The sequence below is a fragment of the Actinomadura sp. RB99 genome, assembly GCF_014706005.1.
GTDB lineage: Bacteria > Actinomycetota > Actinomycetes > Streptosporangiales > Streptosporangiaceae > Spirillospora.
On sequence record NZ_JABMCA010000022.1, the window covers coordinates 56,258 to 72,183 of the forward strand.

Annotated in this window: 18 protein-coding genes; 14 read left to right on the forward strand and 4 right to left on the reverse strand. The window is 74.4% G+C overall.

Features of this window, described 5'->3' with window-relative positions:
• The first annotated feature begins 104 nt into the window (after positions 1–104).
• From amrb99_RS20855 to amrb99_RS20865, 3 genes are read left to right on the forward strand one after another with little or no spacing between them, the layout of a single operon-like run.
• Positions 105–1,010, forward strand: a complete 906-nt coding sequence (locus tag amrb99_RS20855) for an ATP-binding cassette domain-containing protein (RefSeq protein WP_190858422.1) — start codon at positions 105–107, stop codon at positions 1,008–1,010.
• A complete protein-coding gene (locus tag amrb99_RS20860) occupies positions 1,007–1,783 on the forward strand; it encodes an ABC transporter permease (RefSeq protein ID WP_190858425.1) in 777 nt (258 codons plus the stop codon). Before amrb99_RS20855 ends, amrb99_RS20860 begins: the two co-directional genes overlap by 4 nt.
• Positions 1,783–2,562, forward strand: coding sequence for an ABC transporter permease (locus amrb99_RS20865; RefSeq protein WP_190858428.1), 780 nt, complete (start codon positions 1,783–1,785; stop codon positions 2,560–2,562). The genes amrb99_RS20860 and amrb99_RS20865 overlap by 1 nt, the downstream gene beginning before the upstream one ends.
• A gap of 188 nt (positions 2,563–2,750) precedes the next feature.
• On the opposite strand, the gene amrb99_RS20870 is transcribed toward amrb99_RS20865, so the two are convergent.
• Together amrb99_RS20870 and amrb99_RS20875 are read right to left on the reverse strand one after the other, a co-directional pair.
• Positions 2,751–3,056, reverse strand: a complete 306-nt coding sequence (locus amrb99_RS20870) for a hypothetical protein (RefSeq protein ID WP_190858431.1) — start codon at positions 3,054–3,056, stop codon at positions 2,751–2,753.
• Positions 3,057–3,194: 138 nt separating this feature from the next.
• On the reverse strand, positions 3,195–3,590 hold the full coding sequence (locus amrb99_RS20875) for a PPOX class F420-dependent oxidoreductase (RefSeq protein ID WP_190858433.1): 396 nt from the start codon (positions 3,588–3,590) through the stop codon (positions 3,195–3,197).
• A 611-nt stretch (positions 3,591–4,201) separates the two neighbouring features.
• Between amrb99_RS20875 and amrb99_RS20880 the strand changes: the two genes are divergently transcribed.
• Positions 4,202–5,068: a helix-turn-helix transcriptional regulator gene (locus tag amrb99_RS20880; protein WP_190858592.1), complete on the forward strand. Its 867-nt coding sequence runs from the start codon at positions 4,202–4,204 to the stop codon at positions 5,066–5,068.
• Positions 5,069–5,148: 80 nt separating this feature from the next.
• On the opposite strand, the gene paaI is transcribed toward amrb99_RS20880, so the two are convergent.
• Positions 5,149–5,556 (reverse strand): hydroxyphenylacetyl-CoA thioesterase PaaI, encoded by a 408-nt coding sequence (gene paaI / locus amrb99_RS20885; protein WP_190858595.1) that lies wholly within the window; start codon positions 5,554–5,556, stop codon positions 5,149–5,151.
• 160 nt (positions 5,557–5,716) lie between these two features.
• Here paaI and amrb99_RS20890 point away from each other — a divergent pair, with 160 nt between their 5' ends.
• The 9 genes from amrb99_RS20890 (at position 5,717) to amrb99_RS20930 (ending at position 14,338) form a co-directional block, all read left to right on the forward strand.
• Entirely contained in the window at positions 5,717–6,118 is a 402-nt protein-coding gene (locus amrb99_RS20890; RefSeq protein ID WP_190858435.1) for a nitroreductase family deazaflavin-dependent oxidoreductase, read from the forward strand.
• 135 nt (positions 6,119–6,253) lie between these two features.
• Complete coding sequence (locus amrb99_RS20895) at positions 6,254–7,384, forward strand: phosphotransferase (RefSeq protein ID WP_347256771.1); 1,131 nt, start codon at positions 6,254–6,256, stop codon at positions 7,382–7,384.
• 167 nt (positions 7,385–7,551) lie between these two features.
• Positions 7,552–8,418 (forward strand): NAD(P)-dependent oxidoreductase, encoded by an 867-nt coding sequence (locus tag amrb99_RS20900; protein WP_190858437.1) that lies wholly within the window; start codon positions 7,552–7,554, stop codon positions 8,416–8,418.
• Positions 8,419–8,481: 63 nt separating this feature from the next.
• Positions 8,482–8,871: a VOC family protein gene (locus amrb99_RS20905; protein WP_190858439.1), complete on the forward strand. Its 390-nt coding sequence runs from the start codon at positions 8,482–8,484 to the stop codon at positions 8,869–8,871.
• Positions 8,872–8,881: 10 nt separating this feature from the next.
• The gene (locus amrb99_RS20910; RefSeq protein ID WP_190858441.1) at positions 8,882–9,496 is read left to right on the forward strand and encodes a class I SAM-dependent methyltransferase; all 615 of its coding nucleotides are present in this window, start codon (positions 8,882–8,884) and stop codon (positions 9,494–9,496) included.
• Between the two features lie 67 nt (positions 9,497–9,563).
• The gene (locus tag amrb99_RS20915; RefSeq protein ID WP_190858443.1) at positions 9,564–10,406 is read left to right on the forward strand and encodes a hypothetical protein; all 843 of its coding nucleotides are present in this window, start codon (positions 9,564–9,566) and stop codon (positions 10,404–10,406) included.
• Positions 10,403–11,509, forward strand: coding sequence for a hypothetical protein (locus amrb99_RS20920; RefSeq protein WP_190858445.1), 1,107 nt, complete (start codon positions 10,403–10,405; stop codon positions 11,507–11,509). The genes amrb99_RS20915 and amrb99_RS20920 overlap by 4 nt, the downstream gene beginning before the upstream one ends.
• 7 nt (positions 11,510–11,516) lie before the next feature.
• Entirely contained in the window at positions 11,517–12,989 is a 1,473-nt protein-coding gene (locus amrb99_RS20925; protein WP_190858447.1) for a hypothetical protein, read from the forward strand.
• Positions 12,986–14,338 carry an AAA family ATPase gene (locus amrb99_RS20930; protein ID WP_190858450.1) on the forward strand — a complete coding sequence of 451 codons (1,353 nt, stop codon included), beginning with the start codon at positions 12,986–12,988 and terminating at the stop codon, positions 14,336–14,338. Before amrb99_RS20925 ends, amrb99_RS20930 begins: the two co-directional genes overlap by 4 nt.
• A gap of 11 nt (positions 14,339–14,349) precedes the next feature.
• On the opposite strand, the gene amrb99_RS20935 is transcribed toward amrb99_RS20930, so the two are convergent.
• The gene (locus tag amrb99_RS20935) at positions 14,350–15,153 is read right to left on the reverse strand and encodes an ATP-binding cassette domain-containing protein (protein ID WP_190858451.1); all 804 of its coding nucleotides are present in this window, start codon (positions 15,151–15,153) and stop codon (positions 14,350–14,352) included.
• A 214-nt stretch (positions 15,154–15,367) separates the two neighbouring features.
• On the opposite strand from amrb99_RS20935, the gene amrb99_RS20940 reads away from it, so the two are divergent.
• On the forward strand, positions 15,368–15,883 hold the full coding sequence (locus amrb99_RS20940) for a hypothetical protein (protein ID WP_190858453.1): 516 nt from the start codon (positions 15,368–15,370) through the stop codon (positions 15,881–15,883).
• Positions 15,884–15,926 lie beyond the last annotated feature (43 nt).

Here is a 15,926-nt window from a genome sequence, read left to right on the forward strand (position 1 = left end):
ACCTGGGTCCGATGCGGCGGCGCGGTCTCGGAGCACGGTCGGACGGGCGGGTCCCGACCGGGTTCCGATGTGCCGGAGCGGCGTCCGGCGGGAGCGTTGACGGCATGATCGAAGTGAGGGAGCTGACCAAGCGCTACGGCGGGACCGTCGCCGTGGACCGCCTGTCGTTCCAGGTGCGGCCGGGGGCGGTGACGGGGTTCCTCGGCCCGAACGGCGCCGGGAAGTCGACGACGATGCGCGTGCTGCTGGGGCTGGACGCGCCGTCGTCGGGCGCGGCGCTGGTGAACGGCGGCCCGTACACGGCGCTGCGGCGGCCGTTGCACGAGGTGGGGGCGCTGCTGGACGCGGGGGCGGTGCACGGCGGCCGCCGCGCGTTCGACCATCTCGGCTGGCTGGCGCGCAGCAACGGGATCGGGACGCGGCGGGTGGCGGAGGTCCTGGAGCAGGTCGGCCTGGCGGGCGTCGCGCGCAAGCGGGTGGGCGGGTTCTCGCTCGGGATGCGGCAGCGGCTCGGGATCGCGGCGGCGCTGCTCGGCGACCCGGGCGTGCTGTTGTTCGACGAGCCGGTGAACGGGCTGGACCCGGACGGGGTGCGGTGGATCCGCGAGCTGATGCGGGCGCTGGCCGCCGAGGGCCGGACGGTGCTGGTGTCCAGCCATCTGATGAGCGAGATGGAGCTGACCGCGGACCGGCTGGTCGTCATCGGGCGCGGCCGGCTGATCGCGGACACCTCGGTGCGGGAGCTGGCGGACCGGTTCGCGCGCGGGGTGCTGGTCCGGTCGCCGCGTCCGGAGGAGCTGGTCGGGGTGCTGGCGGCGGCGGGCGGCACGGTCGAGGCCGCGCCGGGCGGCGCCCTGTCGGTCGCGGGGCTGGACGTGACGGAGATCGGTGACCGCGCCGCCGCGCACGGGATCCCGCTGTACGAGGTGACGCCGCGGAGCGCGTCGCTGGAGGAGGCCTACATGGAGCTGACGGCGGGCAGCACCGAGTTCGGGGCGGTGAGGGCGTGATCGACGCGCTGGCGGCGGAGTGGTGGAAGCTGCGCTCGGTGCGCTCGACGTTCGCCGTGCTCGGCACGGTCGCGACGTTCGCGCTCCTGTGCGTCGTGTGGTCGCTGTACGCGGCGCACTACTGGGACGGTCTGTCGCAGGCGCGGCGCGCGGCGTTCGAGTCCGCGCCGCCGGAGCAGCCGCTCGCGATCGCTCTGCCGGTCTGCGCGGTGCTGCTCGGGGCGCTGCCGGTGACGTCGGAGTACGCGTCCGGAATGATCCGGACGAGCCTGGCCGCGATCCCGCGCCGTCGGATGCTGTTCTACGCGAAGGCGGCGGTTCCGGGCGCGGCGATGTTCGCGGCCGCACTTGCGAGCTTGGCCGTCGGGGTCGTGGCGGGGAAGGCGGCCGCGAACGGCCGTCCAATGCGCGGGTTCGACGCCTCGTTCCTCGACCACGTCCCGTACGTGCTGGCCATGGCGGTGACGACCGCGGCGATCGCGCTCATGACGACCGGCCTGGCGGCGGTGCTCCGCTCCACCGCGGGGACGATCACGGCCGGGATGGCGGTGCTGTTCGTGGTGCCGCCCGTCGCGAACCTGCTGCCGGATCCGTGGGGCGAGCGGGTCTGGGCGGTGCTCCCCGAGAGCCTCGCGGGGCGGATGGCCTCGCCGCCGGGCGCCTCCCCCGCGCGGGACGGCCTCCCGCCGGCGTCCTCCGCCCTGCTCCTGGCCGCGTACGTGGTGGTCGCCCTGGGCGTCGGCGCCCGCATGTTCGGACGGCGGGACGCGTGATGCTCGACGCCGTCGCCGCCGAATGGTGGAAGCTGCGTTCCGTCCGGTCGACCTACGTGATCGTCGCGGTCGCGGCGGGGTTCGCCCTGCTCGTCGTGCTGCTGGCCGTCCAGCAGGCGCACGTCTGGGACGGCTTGGACCCCGCCCGGCGCGCGCGGTTCTTCCTGCGGCCGCTGCAGGAACTGGGCGGCTGGGTCGCCCAGTTGTGCCTCGGAGTCCTCGGCGTGCTCGCGGTGACGTCGGAGTACCGCACTGGGATGGTGCGGACGAGCCTGGTCGCGGTGCCGTCCCGGCCGCGGTTCCTGGCCGCGAAGGCCGTGGTGGTGGCGCTCACCGGGCTCGCCGTGGGCGAGGCGGTCACCATCGGGTGCTTCCTCGGCGCCCGGCTCGCCGCGGGCGGCCGGCCGTTCCCCGACCAGCGCGCGTCCGTCTGGCACGACCTGCCGGGATTCGCGGTCTCGGGCGTCGCGGTGGCGGTGTTCGCCCTGCTCGGCCTGGCCCTCGGCGTGCTGCTGCGGTCGGCGGCCGGTGCGATCGTCGCCGTCGTCGTGCTCTGGCATGTCGTCCCGCTGCTGGTCCACCACCTGCCGCAGCCGTGGAACGGGCGGCTCGGATCGGTGATGCTCTCGGGCCTGCCCACCGAGATCGCGGGCTGGAGCGCGGGGCACTCCATCTACGGCGACCTGCTGTCGCCACCGGCGGCGGCAGCGGTCCTGCTGGCCTACGCGCTCGTCCCGCTCGCGTTCGCCGGCCTGGTCCTCAGCCACCGGGACGCCTGAGACGACCGACCCGCACGCCGGGCCGGCGGCGTCTCATGACGCGTCGGCGTCGGCGGCCGGGGCCTCTCGGCACATGGGTGGGCGGCGGCGCCCGGCGGGGGCGCGGGTGGGCGGCGGCGCCCGGTAGAGACGCCGCCGCCCGTTCGCGCGGTCAGCGCGGGTCGGCCGCCCGTCCGGAGGACGGCCGGTCAGCCCGCCCGGCGGTAGGACGCGCGGACCGCGAGCCGGTGCCGGAGCAGGCCGATGGCCTCCTCCAGCGTCGGCGCGGCGGCCTGCGCGCGGAGCTGCTGCCCGTCCAGCTCGGCGACGGCCCTGGCGAGGGCCGGCCTGGGCAGCGCCGGGTCGGCCACGATGCTCAGCGTGACCTGCACGGACGCGGCCCCGGTGCCGTCCAGCGCCGCGCGGACGGCACGCTCGGCCTCCGTGCGCTGGGCGTCCGTGACCTCGCCCGAGGTGAGAAACCGGACCTCCGGTCGCTCGAGGGTCGCGTTCATGGTTCCCCCAAGAGTGGATCTCGGTGATGTTCCGGGAAGTGCCGGGGCGCCGCGGGCGTCACCGCGGTGCGCGGCGCCCTCCCGACAAGTGAACGCCGTCCCGGACCCGAAGATCGCCCGAAGGGGACGAGAGCTTGGTCACCCGCCGGCGCTGTAGAGGACCTGATCAGGGGTGATGCGGACGGTGAGGCGCACCTCACCCTCCTGGACGGGATAGGTGGCGTTCCCGGTGTACTTTTCGGAGAGCCCGTTGATGACGTCCACGGCGCCCTCCGTCTCCAGCCTGCCCTCGCCCGAGACGCTGACCCAGTGGAACGCGTCGTCGGGGTCGAGGACGCTGACCGACACGCGCGCGTCCTTGCTGAGGTGCCGCTCCTTGGCGCGCCCGACGGCGGTGTTGATGAGGACGTCGTCGCCGTCGAGGCCCACCCACACGACGGTGTTGTGCAGGGAGCCGTCAGGGCGGACGGTCGTGGCCCACCCCGGCAGCGGGCGGTTCAGCAGTGCCTTGGCCTCGTCGGACAGCTTGCTCATGGATCCTCCTCATGGGACGGCTTCAACGGGTGCCTTCCACGCTCGACGGTCGCCAACCCCGGCACCGCGCCGTCTGTTCCCGTCCCGCCGATATTCACCGAACGAGATGACCGCCGTCATTCGCGCGTCATACGACCGCCTCGGAATACCGGTGCCGATTGGCGTGCACAAGAGCGCGAAACGCCAGGCAATTCGTGGGCCGGCAGTGACTTCGCCGCTATGAAAATGACCTCCTGGTCAACGAGATCGTCACCCGTTCGCCACGTTCCGCGTTCGACCCGCCACCGACGGCACTGGTCACGGGCCGTGGTCACGCTCCAAAACGCCGATCGGGCCCACCGGGCGCCGCCCCCGGTTCGATCCAGGGGCCCGGCGGGAGTATCCTCACCCGCGCCGATCGGCGCACGGAGCGTCCAGCTCGACCGTTCTCACACGGATGAGCCGTTATGCCGAAGACGCGCTTTTTCATACTTCCCAAAAACGTGCTTCGATCCTCTAACATAGGGCGGTGCCGTTCCGCCCCAGAACAGACCCGTCGACTGGCTGGTGACCCCTTGCCCCAGGATTCAGCCGCACCCACGCCTCCGGCCGAGGGCGACCAGCCCGGCAGGCTGATCGACTACCCGCGGCGTGGCGGGCCCACGGTCCTGCGCATCCTGCTCGGCGCCCAGCTGCGCCGCCTGCGGGAGGACCGCGGCATCTCCACCGAGCAGGCGGGCTACGAGATCCGCGGCTCGCACTCCAAGATCAGCCGGATGGAGCTGGGGCGCGTCGGGTTCAAGGAGCGCGACGTCTCCGACCTGCTCACCCTGTACGGGGTGAACGACCCCGCCGAGCGCGCGCCGCTGCTGGAGCTGGCCAAGGAGGCCAACACCCCCGGCTGGTGGCACCGCTACGGCGACGTCCTGCCGAGCTGGTTCGAGGTCTACCTCGGGCTGGAGGAGGCCGCGTCGCTCCTGCGCACCTACGAGCTGCAGTTCGTGCCTGGCCTGCTGCAGACCGAGGACTACGCGCACGCCGTGGTGCGCCTCGGCTACTCCGACGCCTCCGACGAGGAGGTCGAGCGGCGCGTCCAGCTCCGCACGACCCGGCAGCGGCGGTTCACCTCGCCCGGCGCTCCGACGCTGTGGGCCGTCCTGGACGAGGCGGTCGTGCGCCGCCCCCTCGGCGGCCGCGACGTGATGCGCCGGCAGTTGCAGCACCTCATCGCGATGTCGGAGCTGCCGAACGTCACGCTCCAGATCGTGCCGTTCGGAGCGGGCGGGCACGCGGCCGCCGGCGGCCCGTTCACCATCCTGCGTTTCGCCGAGCCGGGCCTGTCCGACGTGGTCTACCTGGAGCAGCTCACCAGCGCGCTGTACCTGGACAAGCCGACCGACGTCGACACGTACATGCGCGCGATGAACAACCTGTGCATCACCGCAGCGCGCCCCGACGACACCGGCCGGCTGCTCACCGGCATCCTGAAGGAGCTCTGACCGCGCGCTAGCGGGGCGCCTCCGCGGCTCGTCCAGCGGGCGCCTCCGCTGGCCTTCCGGCGGGCGGCTCCGTCGTCCTTCTAGCGAGGTGGCTCCGCCGCCTCGTCCAGGACGCTCTCCTTCCGGCTGCGGCTGCCGCCGCGGAACTCCGCGATGACGTCCCCGTCCGGGACGCGCCTGACCGTCACGTCGTAGACGCCGCTGCGCCCGTACCGGGTGCGTTCCACGGCCGTCGCCTCCAGCACGTCGCCCGCGCGCGCGGGCGCGACGAACACGACATCGGCGGACGCGGCGACCGTGACGGCGCCGTGGGTGTTGCACGCATAGGCGAACGCCGAGTCGGCGAGCAGGAACAGGTAGCCGCCGTGGGCGATCCCGTGGCCGTTCACCATCGCCGGGGAGAGCGTCATGCGCAGCACCGCCCGTCCCGGCGCGATCTCGCTGATCTCCATCCCGAGGTCCTGCGCGACCTTGTCGTCCGCGTACATCGTCTCGGCGCATCGCCGCGCCAGCTCCACCGGGTCGCTCACCGTCCCCAGCGTAATGAGCGTCCGGGCTTTGGGCCCCCGTCACGGGGAAGGTCATGGGGGGCTCGCGGGTTCACACAGGTGGCCGCGGTACGGCCGCAACCGGATGGAGGAGGACTCGATGCTGTACGGCAAGGAGCACGTCGAGCGTTACCAGGAGACCGACGGCGCGGAGGGGCACGACTGGCAGGGGACGGTCACGCTGCTGCTCACGACGAAGGGACGGCGCAGCGGCAAGGAGTACACGACGCCGCTCATCTACCAGCCCGAGGGGGGCGCCTACCTGGTCGTGGCGTCCAAGGGCGGCGCTGACGAGCCGCCGGAGTGGTTCCTGAACCTCGAGGCGAACCCCGAGGTGAAGGTCCAGGTGAAGGGCGACCGGTTCACCGCGCGGGCGCGCACCGCGACGGCGGAGGAGAAGCCGGCGTTCTGGAAGAAGATGGCGGCGACGTGGCCCGCCTACGACGAGTACCAGCAGAAGACGGACCGCGAGATCCCCGTGGTCGTCCTCGAGCGGGTCTGAGGTCGGGGGCGCGCCGGGCGCGGGCGCGAACCGCCCGGCCCGGCCGGTTCCCTTTCGCCGGAGCGCCGGGGCGTGTAGCGTCGGGTGGGAACATCCGTTCGACCGCCGTCCGTCCGAGGCCGCCGAGGTGCGAAGGTGCCGACGTCTCCCAGCGCTGATGAGCACGGCGCCGAAAAGCGCGGCGCCGCCATGCACGGCGCCGGCGCCCCCGCGACCGGCGAGAACGGCGCGGACGAGGGTCCGCCGCCCCGGCTGCTGAAGCGCTGGGGGTTCGACGCGGCGCCGGCGCCCGAGGCCCTGGACGGCGCGTCCGGCCGACGGTGCTGGCGGGTCGGCACGTCCGGCGGCCCGTTCTTCCTGAAGGAGTACGCACCGGCCGAACGGAAGCGCGTCCTCTTCCAGCACGAGCTGACGGGTGCGCTCGACGCCGCGGGGCTCCCCGTCCTCGCGCCGCTGCCGGCGAAGTCCGGCCGCACGCTCGTCACCGCCTCCGGGCACGCCTATGCGCTGTACCCATGGGTCGCCGGGCGGCGCCGCGGCGGCTTGGAGCTGACCTTCCGGCAGTGCGAGGAACTCGGCGAGCTGCTCGGCCGGCTGCACGCCGAGATGGAGCGGATCACGCCGCCCGTCCAGCAGAGCCTGCTCGTGCCGACGCCGCGTGCCGCGGACGCGGCGGCCGCCGTCGACGCGATGCTGGAGGCCGTACCGGAGGGCGGCGGCACCGACTTCGACGCGCTGACCGCGCGCCGGCTGCGGGAGCGGCGGGCGCTGCTCGCCGAGTTCGCCGGGCACCAGCCGCCGGAGATCGAGGTCAGCACGGTCGGGCACCTGCACGGCGCGTTCCACGCGGGGCATCTGCGGTACGCGGGCGCGGGCAACGTCACGGCGGTGCTCGGCTGGGACGCGCTGACCACGGGTCCCGTCGCGGGCGAGGTCGTGCGGGCGGCGGCGCGGCTGTTCGCCTGCGAGGACGAGCGCGGCCTCGACCTGGACCGGGTGCAGGCGTTCGTGCGCGGGCACCGCGCCGCGTTCCCGCTGGACGCGGGGCAGATCCAGTCCGCGGTGCACCGCGAGTGGTGGGAGCGGCTCTGCGACGTGGCGCCGCTGCGGCACCGCTACCTGGGCGAGGAGGGCGCGGGCGAGCGGAGCGCGGCCGGGCTCGTGTCCTGGTGGTCGGCGCAGTTGGAGCGCACGCTCGAGGTGTTCGCCGCGCCGTACACCGACGCCTTCGCCGAAGTGCCGGACGGCAGTCCCGCCTACGGCTGACCCCCTCCCCCGCCGCGCCCGCCGGGGCGGGCTCGCGCGAAAGAGCCGTGCGGCACCGCGATGGGCGGCCGCCGGCGGGTAAGGACCTTCCGGGATGCGCGACGCGCGGCCGTGTGCCAGGCTTGTCCCGCACCGTTATGTATCGATCAGTCTAAAAGGAGCCGGAGATGACGCAGATCGCACTGCTCGGCACCGGGATCATGGGCGCCGCGATGGCCCGGAACCTGCTGAAGAACGGCCACGGCGTCGCCGCCTGGAACCGCACCCGGGAGCGCGCCGAGCCGCTCGCCGCGGACGGCGCGACGGTCGCGGACTCGCCCGCCGAGGCCGTCGAGGGCGCCGACGTCGTCATGACCATGCTGAACGACGGCGACACCGCGCTGGCCGTGATGGCCGACGCCGCGCCCGCGCTGCGGGACGGGCAGATCTGGGCGCAGATGGGCACGGTCGGCGTCGACGACGTCCCGCGGCTCGCCGCGTTCGCCGCCGAGCACGGCGCGACCTTCGTGGACTCCCCCGTGCAGGGCACGAAGCAGCCCGCCGAACAGGGCAAGCTGACGGTCCTGGCGGCCGGCCCGCAGGACGCGCGGACGGTCCTCGACCCGGTGTTCGGCGCGATCGGCAGCCGCACGCTCTGGCTCGACGAGGACGGCGCGAGCGGCGCCGGCACCCGGCTGAAGCTCGCCGCGGTGAGCTACGCCATCTCCCTCACCTCCGTCATCGCCGAGTCCGTCGCGCTGACCAAGGGGCTCGGCCTCGACCCGGCGCTGCTCGGCGAGGTCCTCACCGGCGGCCCGCTCGACAACGCCTACCTGCAGATCAAGATGAAGGCGATGCTCGCCGACGACTACGCGACGAGCTTCGCCGTCCGCAATGCCGAGAAGAACACCCGGCTGATCCACGACGCGGCCGCGTCGGCGGGCGTCCGCGTCGACGTCAACGACGCGGCGGGCGACCGGTTCCGCCGCGTGATCGAGCAGGGCCACGGCGACGAGGACATGGCCGCGACCTACCGGGCGAGCTTCGGCGGCTGATCCGTCCGGTCCCGTGGGCGTGGCGGGGCGTCGCGGAGGCGGGCGCGGGGCGAGGATGGGCGCATGGAGGTACTGAGCAGCCGCATCCTGCTGCGTCCCGCCGACCTCGACCGCAGCCGGCGGTTCTACCGCGACGTGCTGGGGCTGGCGGTGTACCGCGAGTTCGGGCCGCCGGACTCCCCCGGCGTCGTGTTCTTCCTCGGGCCCGGATTCCTGGAGGTGTCGGGGCACGGGCCGGGCGGCGCCGGCCCGTCCCCCATGATCTGGCTGCAGGTCCGCGACGTGCGGGCCGAGCACGACCGGCTCGCGGCGGCCGGGGCGCGCGTCGTCCGCGAGCCGCGCGAGGAGCCGTGGGGCCTGGTGGAGATGTGGATCGAGGACCCGGACGGTGTGAGGATCGTCCTCGTGGAGGTGCCGGAAGGGCACCCGCTGCGACGCGACCCGCGATCCTGAGCGAGGTGCCATGACCGAGACGCCCGCCGAGTATTGGAACCACAACACCCACTACCACGGCCTCGTCCTGCGCAACGTGCCGCGCGGCTGCGGCGAGGCGCTCGACGTCGGCAGCGGCGACGGGCTGCTCGCGCGCCGGCTCGCGCCGCGCGCCCGCCACGTCACCGGGCTCGACCGGTCGGCGGAGATGGTCGTCAAGGCGAAGAGGCTGAGCGAGGGCGTCGGGAACGTCGACTTCGTGGAGGCCGGGCTGCTGGAGTACGACCTCCCGGAGCGGTACTACGACTTCGTGTGCAGCGTCGCCACGATCCACCACATGGACTTCGCCGCGGGCATGGCGGCGATGCGCGACGCGGTCCGCCCGGGCGGCGCGCTGGTGGTGCTCGGCCTCGCCAACAACGCCGGGCCGAAGGACTTCCTGTACGGGGCGGCGGGCGTGCCCGGGCACGTCCTGCACCGCCGGCTCCTCAAGCGCGGGACCGCGGGCGAGCCCGGCGCGCCGCTCGCCGATCCCGACATGACCTGGGGCGAGGTACGGGACGAGGCGCTACGGCTCCTGCCCGGCGCCGTGTTCCGCCGGCATCTGCTCTGGCGGTACTCCGTCGTCTGGCACCGGCCGCGCTGATCGGACCGGCCGCCGCGAAAGCTGGAAAACGCTGGAACTGTCTGGAAGCTCCTGTACTGTCTGCCGCATGCCCCCGTCCCCCGGCGTCCCGGCCCCCGACGCGCTGGAGGCGCGCATCGCGGAGCTGCGCGCCGGCGTGCGCCGCGCGATGGCGACCGGCGACCGGCGGACGGCCCGCGCGCTGCGCGCCGACCTGCGCCGCGCCGAGCAGGAGTGGGACACCGCCGTCCTCGGCGACGCCGGCGAGCCGGAGGAGCCCGCGCCCGCCGGAAGCGACGGGCGCCGCGGGCTGCTGCCCGTCCGCGACCAGGTCCACCAGGCGCTGACGCTGCTCGGGGTGCCCGCCGCGCCCAAGCTGATCGGGTCGGTGTACGCGGCGTTCTTCCCCGGCGAGATCCCCGGGACGCGGCTGACGAGCCTGCGCCGCGACGAAGAGCGCTCGTTCCGGACCGCGCCGTACGCGCGGCCCTACTACCTGTGCGCCGCGCTGACCGCCGACCTGCTCGCCCCCGCGCGCGGCCTGCTCACGGTGAGCACCTGGCCGCTGGAGCAGCGGATCGTCGGGCCGCTCAGCCCGCGCACCGACTTCCTCGCCTCCGCGATCCGCCTCGCCGAGCACGCCGGGCGCACGCCGCCCTCGCCGGACGCGCAGCGGCTGCTGTGGCGGTTCGCCTCCAACATTCCCGGTGCGGTCACCGGTACGGTCGGTACAGTCGATCCGGCCGTGCTCGCCGAGGCCGCCCGGGCCGAGCTGGACGTGCACCGGGAGCCCGACCGGCGGCGCCGCGCGTCGGCCGCCGGGCGCGCCCGGGCCCAGCTCGACGACGCGGAACGGCTGTTCGGCAGCCGGCTGCGGGCCCTGCAGGATTCCGCACGGCGACGTGCCAGCTCTGGAGAAACGGACCGATGACCGAGACCGCGCCGGAATTGGACCGGCTGCGCGGAAGCGCTCCGCCGCGCAACCACGACGCCCGCACGATCGCGGCGCTGACCGCCAATCCCGGCTGCGCCCGCCGCGGGCTGATGGACGCGGCGGGCGTCGACAAGGACGCGGTGGCGCGCGCGCTCGGGTTCCCGTCCCCGTTCGGCCAGTCGCAGTTCGCGATCACGCGCGGCAACGCGTTCGAGGCGCAGGTGAAGGCCGACGGGTGCGCGGAGCTGCTGACGCTGCTGCGCGACCGGATGGGCCTGGCGGTGACCGAGGTCGCCTACGACGATCTGGAGGTCGTCGCGGGGAACGAGGGGCGGGAGCTGCGGCACACCCGCACCCGGCGGCTGCTCGCCCAGGCGCTCGACACCGGCGAGGGCACCCTGTTCGACCACCCGCTGCTGCGGCTGGAGATCGGCGGGCAGCTCGCCTACCTGGAGCCGGACGTCATCGCGTTCCAGATCGAGGGCCGGCTGCACGTCATCGAGATCAAGTCGTTCGCGGTGGTGGACGGGCAGGCCGAGCCCGAGCAGGTCGCGGCGGCGGCCCGGCAGTCGGCGGTGTACGTGCTGGCGCTGCGCCGGCTGGTCGCCGAGCTCGGGCACGACCCGGCGCGGGTGTCGCACGAGGTGTTCCTCGTGTGCCCGGAGAACTTCTCCAACCGGCCGTCGGCGACGCCGCTGGACGTCCGCCCGCAGCTGGCCGTGCTGGAACGGCAGCTCGCGCGCCTCACCCGCGTCGACCGGATCCTGGACGCGCTGCCCGGCGACCTGACGTTCGAGCCCGGCGAGCATCTCGCCGACTCCGTCCGCACGGTGGAGGCGCGCTACGCGCCCGAGTGCATGGCGGGCTGCGAGATGGCGTTCTTCTGCCGCGACGAGGCGCGCGCCTGCGGGGCGACGGGTGCGCTCGGCCGGGCCGTGCGCGACGACCTCGGCGGCGTCGACACGATCGGCACGGCGCTGGGCCTCGCGGACGGGTCGCTCAGCCCGTCCGACGATCTCGCGGAGACGGCCGAGCAGCTGCGCGCGGCGGCCCGGCTGCGCGCCGAGGCCCTCGGCACCGGCCGCGGGGACCTCGCGTGACGGCCCGATGAGCGCGCTGAGCTCGCTGGCGCGGCTGGAGGCGGTGCGGGCCGGGATCGCGCAGCCGCTGGCGACGGTCCGGCACGTCCACATATCGGACGCGCCGCTGGTGCTGATCCCGTTGAAGCTCGCGGGCGAGGCGGCGGCGCCGCTGGCGGTCATGCTCGGGTCGGCGCCGGACGACCCGTCGCTGCTGGTGGTGCCGCAGCCGCGCAACCGCGACCTGCGGTTCGCGTTCGCGGCGGAGCTCGCCAAGCTCGTGCTGAACCACATCGAGACGAGCCGCGGCGAGGTGGAGGAGCTGCCGCCCGGCAAGGAGGGCGACGAACGGATCCGGTACGGCAACGCGCCGCAGCTGCTCGTGCCGAACCGCGGCGGTGTCGCGTTCCTGCGGCTGCTGGGCCGGTCGACGCGGTTCCGCAGCACCGAGGGCCCGTACGCGGTCGACCCGGCGGTGCCGGTGCTCGGCCGCTGGCTGACGTGGTTCGCCGACCGGCACGACCATCCGGGGTCGTCGCTGCTGCGCGCGATGACGGAGGTGCTGCGGCTGCACTGGGCGACCGGGCAGAGCTCGGTGGAGGACGGCAACCTCGCCGCGCTGATGGGGTGGATCGACCCGCCGGACGGGCTGGACGGCCCCGCCGCCGCGGCGCGCGCCGAGGACCCGGTGACCTGCCCGCCCGCCGGGCCCGCGACCGACCCGACGTTCGACAACGAGGTGCTCGCCCCGGCGATCGCCGCCTACGACCGGTCCGGCGGCGACCCGCGCGCCGGCGACCGGCTCCGCGCGCTCATCGGCGGGCAGCTCGCCCCGACATGGGACCTGATGTGGCGGGCGGTCGGCCTGCTGCGGGCGATGCCGGAGGGCGCGAGCGTCCCGCGCCGCTGGGAGCGCGACCGGGACGCCTTCACCTATTACCACCAGACGTTCGGCGAGGCGTATCCTCAGGCGCGCCGCGACCCGCCCGTCCGGGCGGCGCGGCGGCTGCACGATCTCGAACGCGCCCAGGACGCCTACGAGGCGCAGCGCGCGTTCGACGACCCCCTGGTCATGGCCGAGCACCGGCTGGCCGGGCAGGCGTTCGGCGGGCCGGTCACCGAGTGCGACCCGGCCCGGCTGGACGAGACGGGCAAGCGGCCGAAGCTGCGTCCGCTGCTGCGGGTCCGCACCGAGGACCCCGTGCGGCTCGACATCGGGTCGACCGTGTGCAACGCGGCGCGCCCGGCGCTGAAGGGGAGGATCGTGGAGATCGGCGACGGCGGCGTGCTGCTGGAGCTGACCGGCGGGATGGGCCGCAAGCTCACCCCGGAGCCCGGCGCCGTCCCCGCGGTCGGCGACCGGGTGTGCTTCACCTCGCTGACGGAGGGCTCGTTCGGGGCCGCGAAGTTCCCCGACCGGGAGGACACGCCGTGGACCCACGGCGGGCCGCCCGAGGAGTACGTGCCGACCGACGAGGACGCCGAAGAGGACTGGTCATGACCGAACGCCATCTGGTCGCGCTGGCCGGGCCGGAGCCGTCCCCCGGCCTCGATCCCGGTGAGGCCGCGACGCGGGCCGTCGACGGGGTGCTCGCCGACCTCGGCGGCGGGCACCGCGGCGTGGTGGTCGACTCGCCGCCCGGGGCGGGCAAGTCGACGCTGGTGGTCCGCGCGGCCGCGCACCTCGCCGAGGCGGGCGAGCGGCTGATGATCGTGGCGCAGACCAACGAGCAGGTCGACGACCTCATCGAGCGGATCGCGACGAAGCACCCCCAACTGACGCTGGGCCGGCTGTCGGCGTCGGGGTACCTGCCGTCCGAGCGGGTGCTGGCGCATCCGTCGGTGCGGGTCGCGCAGAAGGCCGACGACCTCGCCGAGCACACCATCGTCATCGCCACCGCCGCGAAGTGGGCGACGCTGTCCGACGGGTCGTGGCCGTGGGCGATCGTCGACGAGGCGTACCAGATGCGCTCGGACATGCTGCTGCGCATCGCCGGCCGGTTCGAGCGCGCCCTGTTCGTGGGCGACCCCGGCCAGCTCGACCCGTTCTCCACCGTCGAGGTCGAGCGCTGGGCCGGCCTGTCCTGGGACCCGATGCGCAGCGCCGTCTCGGTCCTGCTCGCGCACAATCCCGGCCTGCCCGTCCACCGGCTGCCGGTGTCGTGGCGGCTCCCCGCGTCCGCGGCGCCCGTCGTGTCCGACGCGTTCTACCCGTTCACCGGCTTCCGCGCCGGGACGGATGAGGGCGACCGGCGGCTGGAGTACGGGGCGCGCGGCATGGGCACCAGCTACGACCACGCCCTGGAGGAGGCCGCCGCGACCGGCTGGGCGCTGTACGAGCTGCCCGCCCGCCACACGCTGCGCACCGACGCCGAGGCCGTCCGCGCGACGGCGACGCTCGCCGTCCGGCTGCTGCAGCGCGGCCCGGTCGCGCACTCCGAACTCGGCTCCAAGCCGGTGGACGCGACCCGCGTCGCGATCGGCGCCGCCCACCGCGACCAGGTCACCGCGATCCGCGCGGCGCTCGGCGAGCACGGCACGGGCATCACCGTCGACACCGCCAACCGGCTGCAGGGCCGCGAGTACGACGTGACGGTCATGCTGCACCCGCTGTCGGGCCGCCGCGACGCCACCGCGTTCCACCTGGAGTCGGGACGGCTGTGCGTCCTGACGTCGCGGCACCGGCACGCGTGCGTCGTGGTGGCGCGGGCGGGCATCCCCGAGCTGCTGGACGCCCACCCGTCCACCGAGCCCGTCCACCTCGGCGTGCCGGTCAAGTTCCCGGACGGGTGGGAGGCGAACCAGTCGATCCTCGCCCACCTGGCCCGGCACCGGGTCGCCGCGGACTGAGGACCCGGCGGCTACGCGGGCCCGGCGGTGGCGGCCCAGCGGCCGTTGTGCCGGGTGATCGTGATCGGGTGGTCGAAGCACGCGCTGACCAGCTCGGTCGTCAGCACCTCGTCCGCCGGACCCGAGGCCAGGACCCGGCCCTCGCGCAGCAGCAGCGCGTGGCTGGTGCTGGTCGGCAGCTCCTCCAGGTGGTGCGTGACCAGCACGGTCGTCAGGTCCGGGCGCTCGCCCCGCAGCTGGTCGATGCTCGCGAGCAGCCGCTCGCGCGCCGCGACGTCCAGGCCCGTGGCGGGCTCGTCGAGCAGCAGCAGCGGCGGGTCGGGCATCAGCGCCCGCGCGATCAGCGCCCGGCCCCGCTCCCCCTGCGACAGGTTCGGCCAGCGGGCGTCGGTGCGCGCCGTCAGCCCCATCAGCGCGATCAGCTCGTCGGCGCGGCGCAGGTCGTCCTCGGTCGGCGTCCAGCGCGGGACGAGCTCGATGGTGCCCGTCACGCCGGTCAGCACGATCTCCCGGACGGTCCGCGCCGACTCCAGCGGGTGCCGCGGGTTGACCTGGCCGATCAGCTTCCGCAGCTCCTGCACGTCCACCCGGCCGAGCCGGCGGCCGAGGATCTCGGCGGCGCCGCGCGTCGGGTGGGTGTAGGCGCCGAGGATGCCGAGCAGCGTGCTCTTGCCGGCGCCGTTCGGCCCGATCAGCGCCCAGTGCTCGCCGCGCAGCACCGTCATGGTGACCTGGTCGAGCAGCGGCCGCCGGTCCCGGACGAGGTCGATCTTGTCGGCGTTGAGCACGATGTCGGTCGGGGCGGGAAGGGACAAGGGGACCTCCCTTTCGAAGGCTCGGTGGGACGGGCTCGCGGAAGGAGCACCGGGACATGCGGGGAGGCGCGCGGGGTATGCGTCCGGAACACCGGGCCGGGATCGCCGGAGCGGCGGAAGATCTTCAACGTACCCGAACGATCGCGCCGCCGGGTACGAGGGAGCCTCCCGGCCGGATACTGTGAGAGCCGTGCCTCAGCGATCAGGGAGGGACATGGAGGAGATCGGCTTCATGTGCGCCCGCTGCGGCGGCGAGGTGCACGACGTCACCCACAACCGCGAGGGCTCGCTGGACGGGGTGGGATACCGGCACAACCGCCGGGTGGAGCCGTGGGACCACGAGCTGGAACTCGCCGTCGGCGAAGCGTCGCCGGGCGAGCCCGCGTGCGACTTCTGCGGCGCCGACGGGCCGACGTGGCTGTACTACCCCACGCTCGACCCCGAGGACACCGACATGTTCGAGGTCGAGCTGGACACCACGCACCTGTCCGACGACGACACCGCCGTCGCCGTGCTGAACATGCTCTACCCCTGGTACGCCTGCGACACCTGCTCGGTCCTGGTCGCCGACCGCAAGGTCGACGTGCTCATCTCCCGCGCCCTGGAGCGCACCCCCGTGCCCGAGGACGTCGACGTCGACGAGGACACCGTCCGGGCCCGCCTGCGCGGCTCCCTCTCGGTGTTCTTCACCACCCGCCCGGGCCGCCCCCAGCCGTCGCGCGCGCTCTAGAGCAGGGGCGACGGCCCGGCATGTCGGTGCCGCTCATTATGAT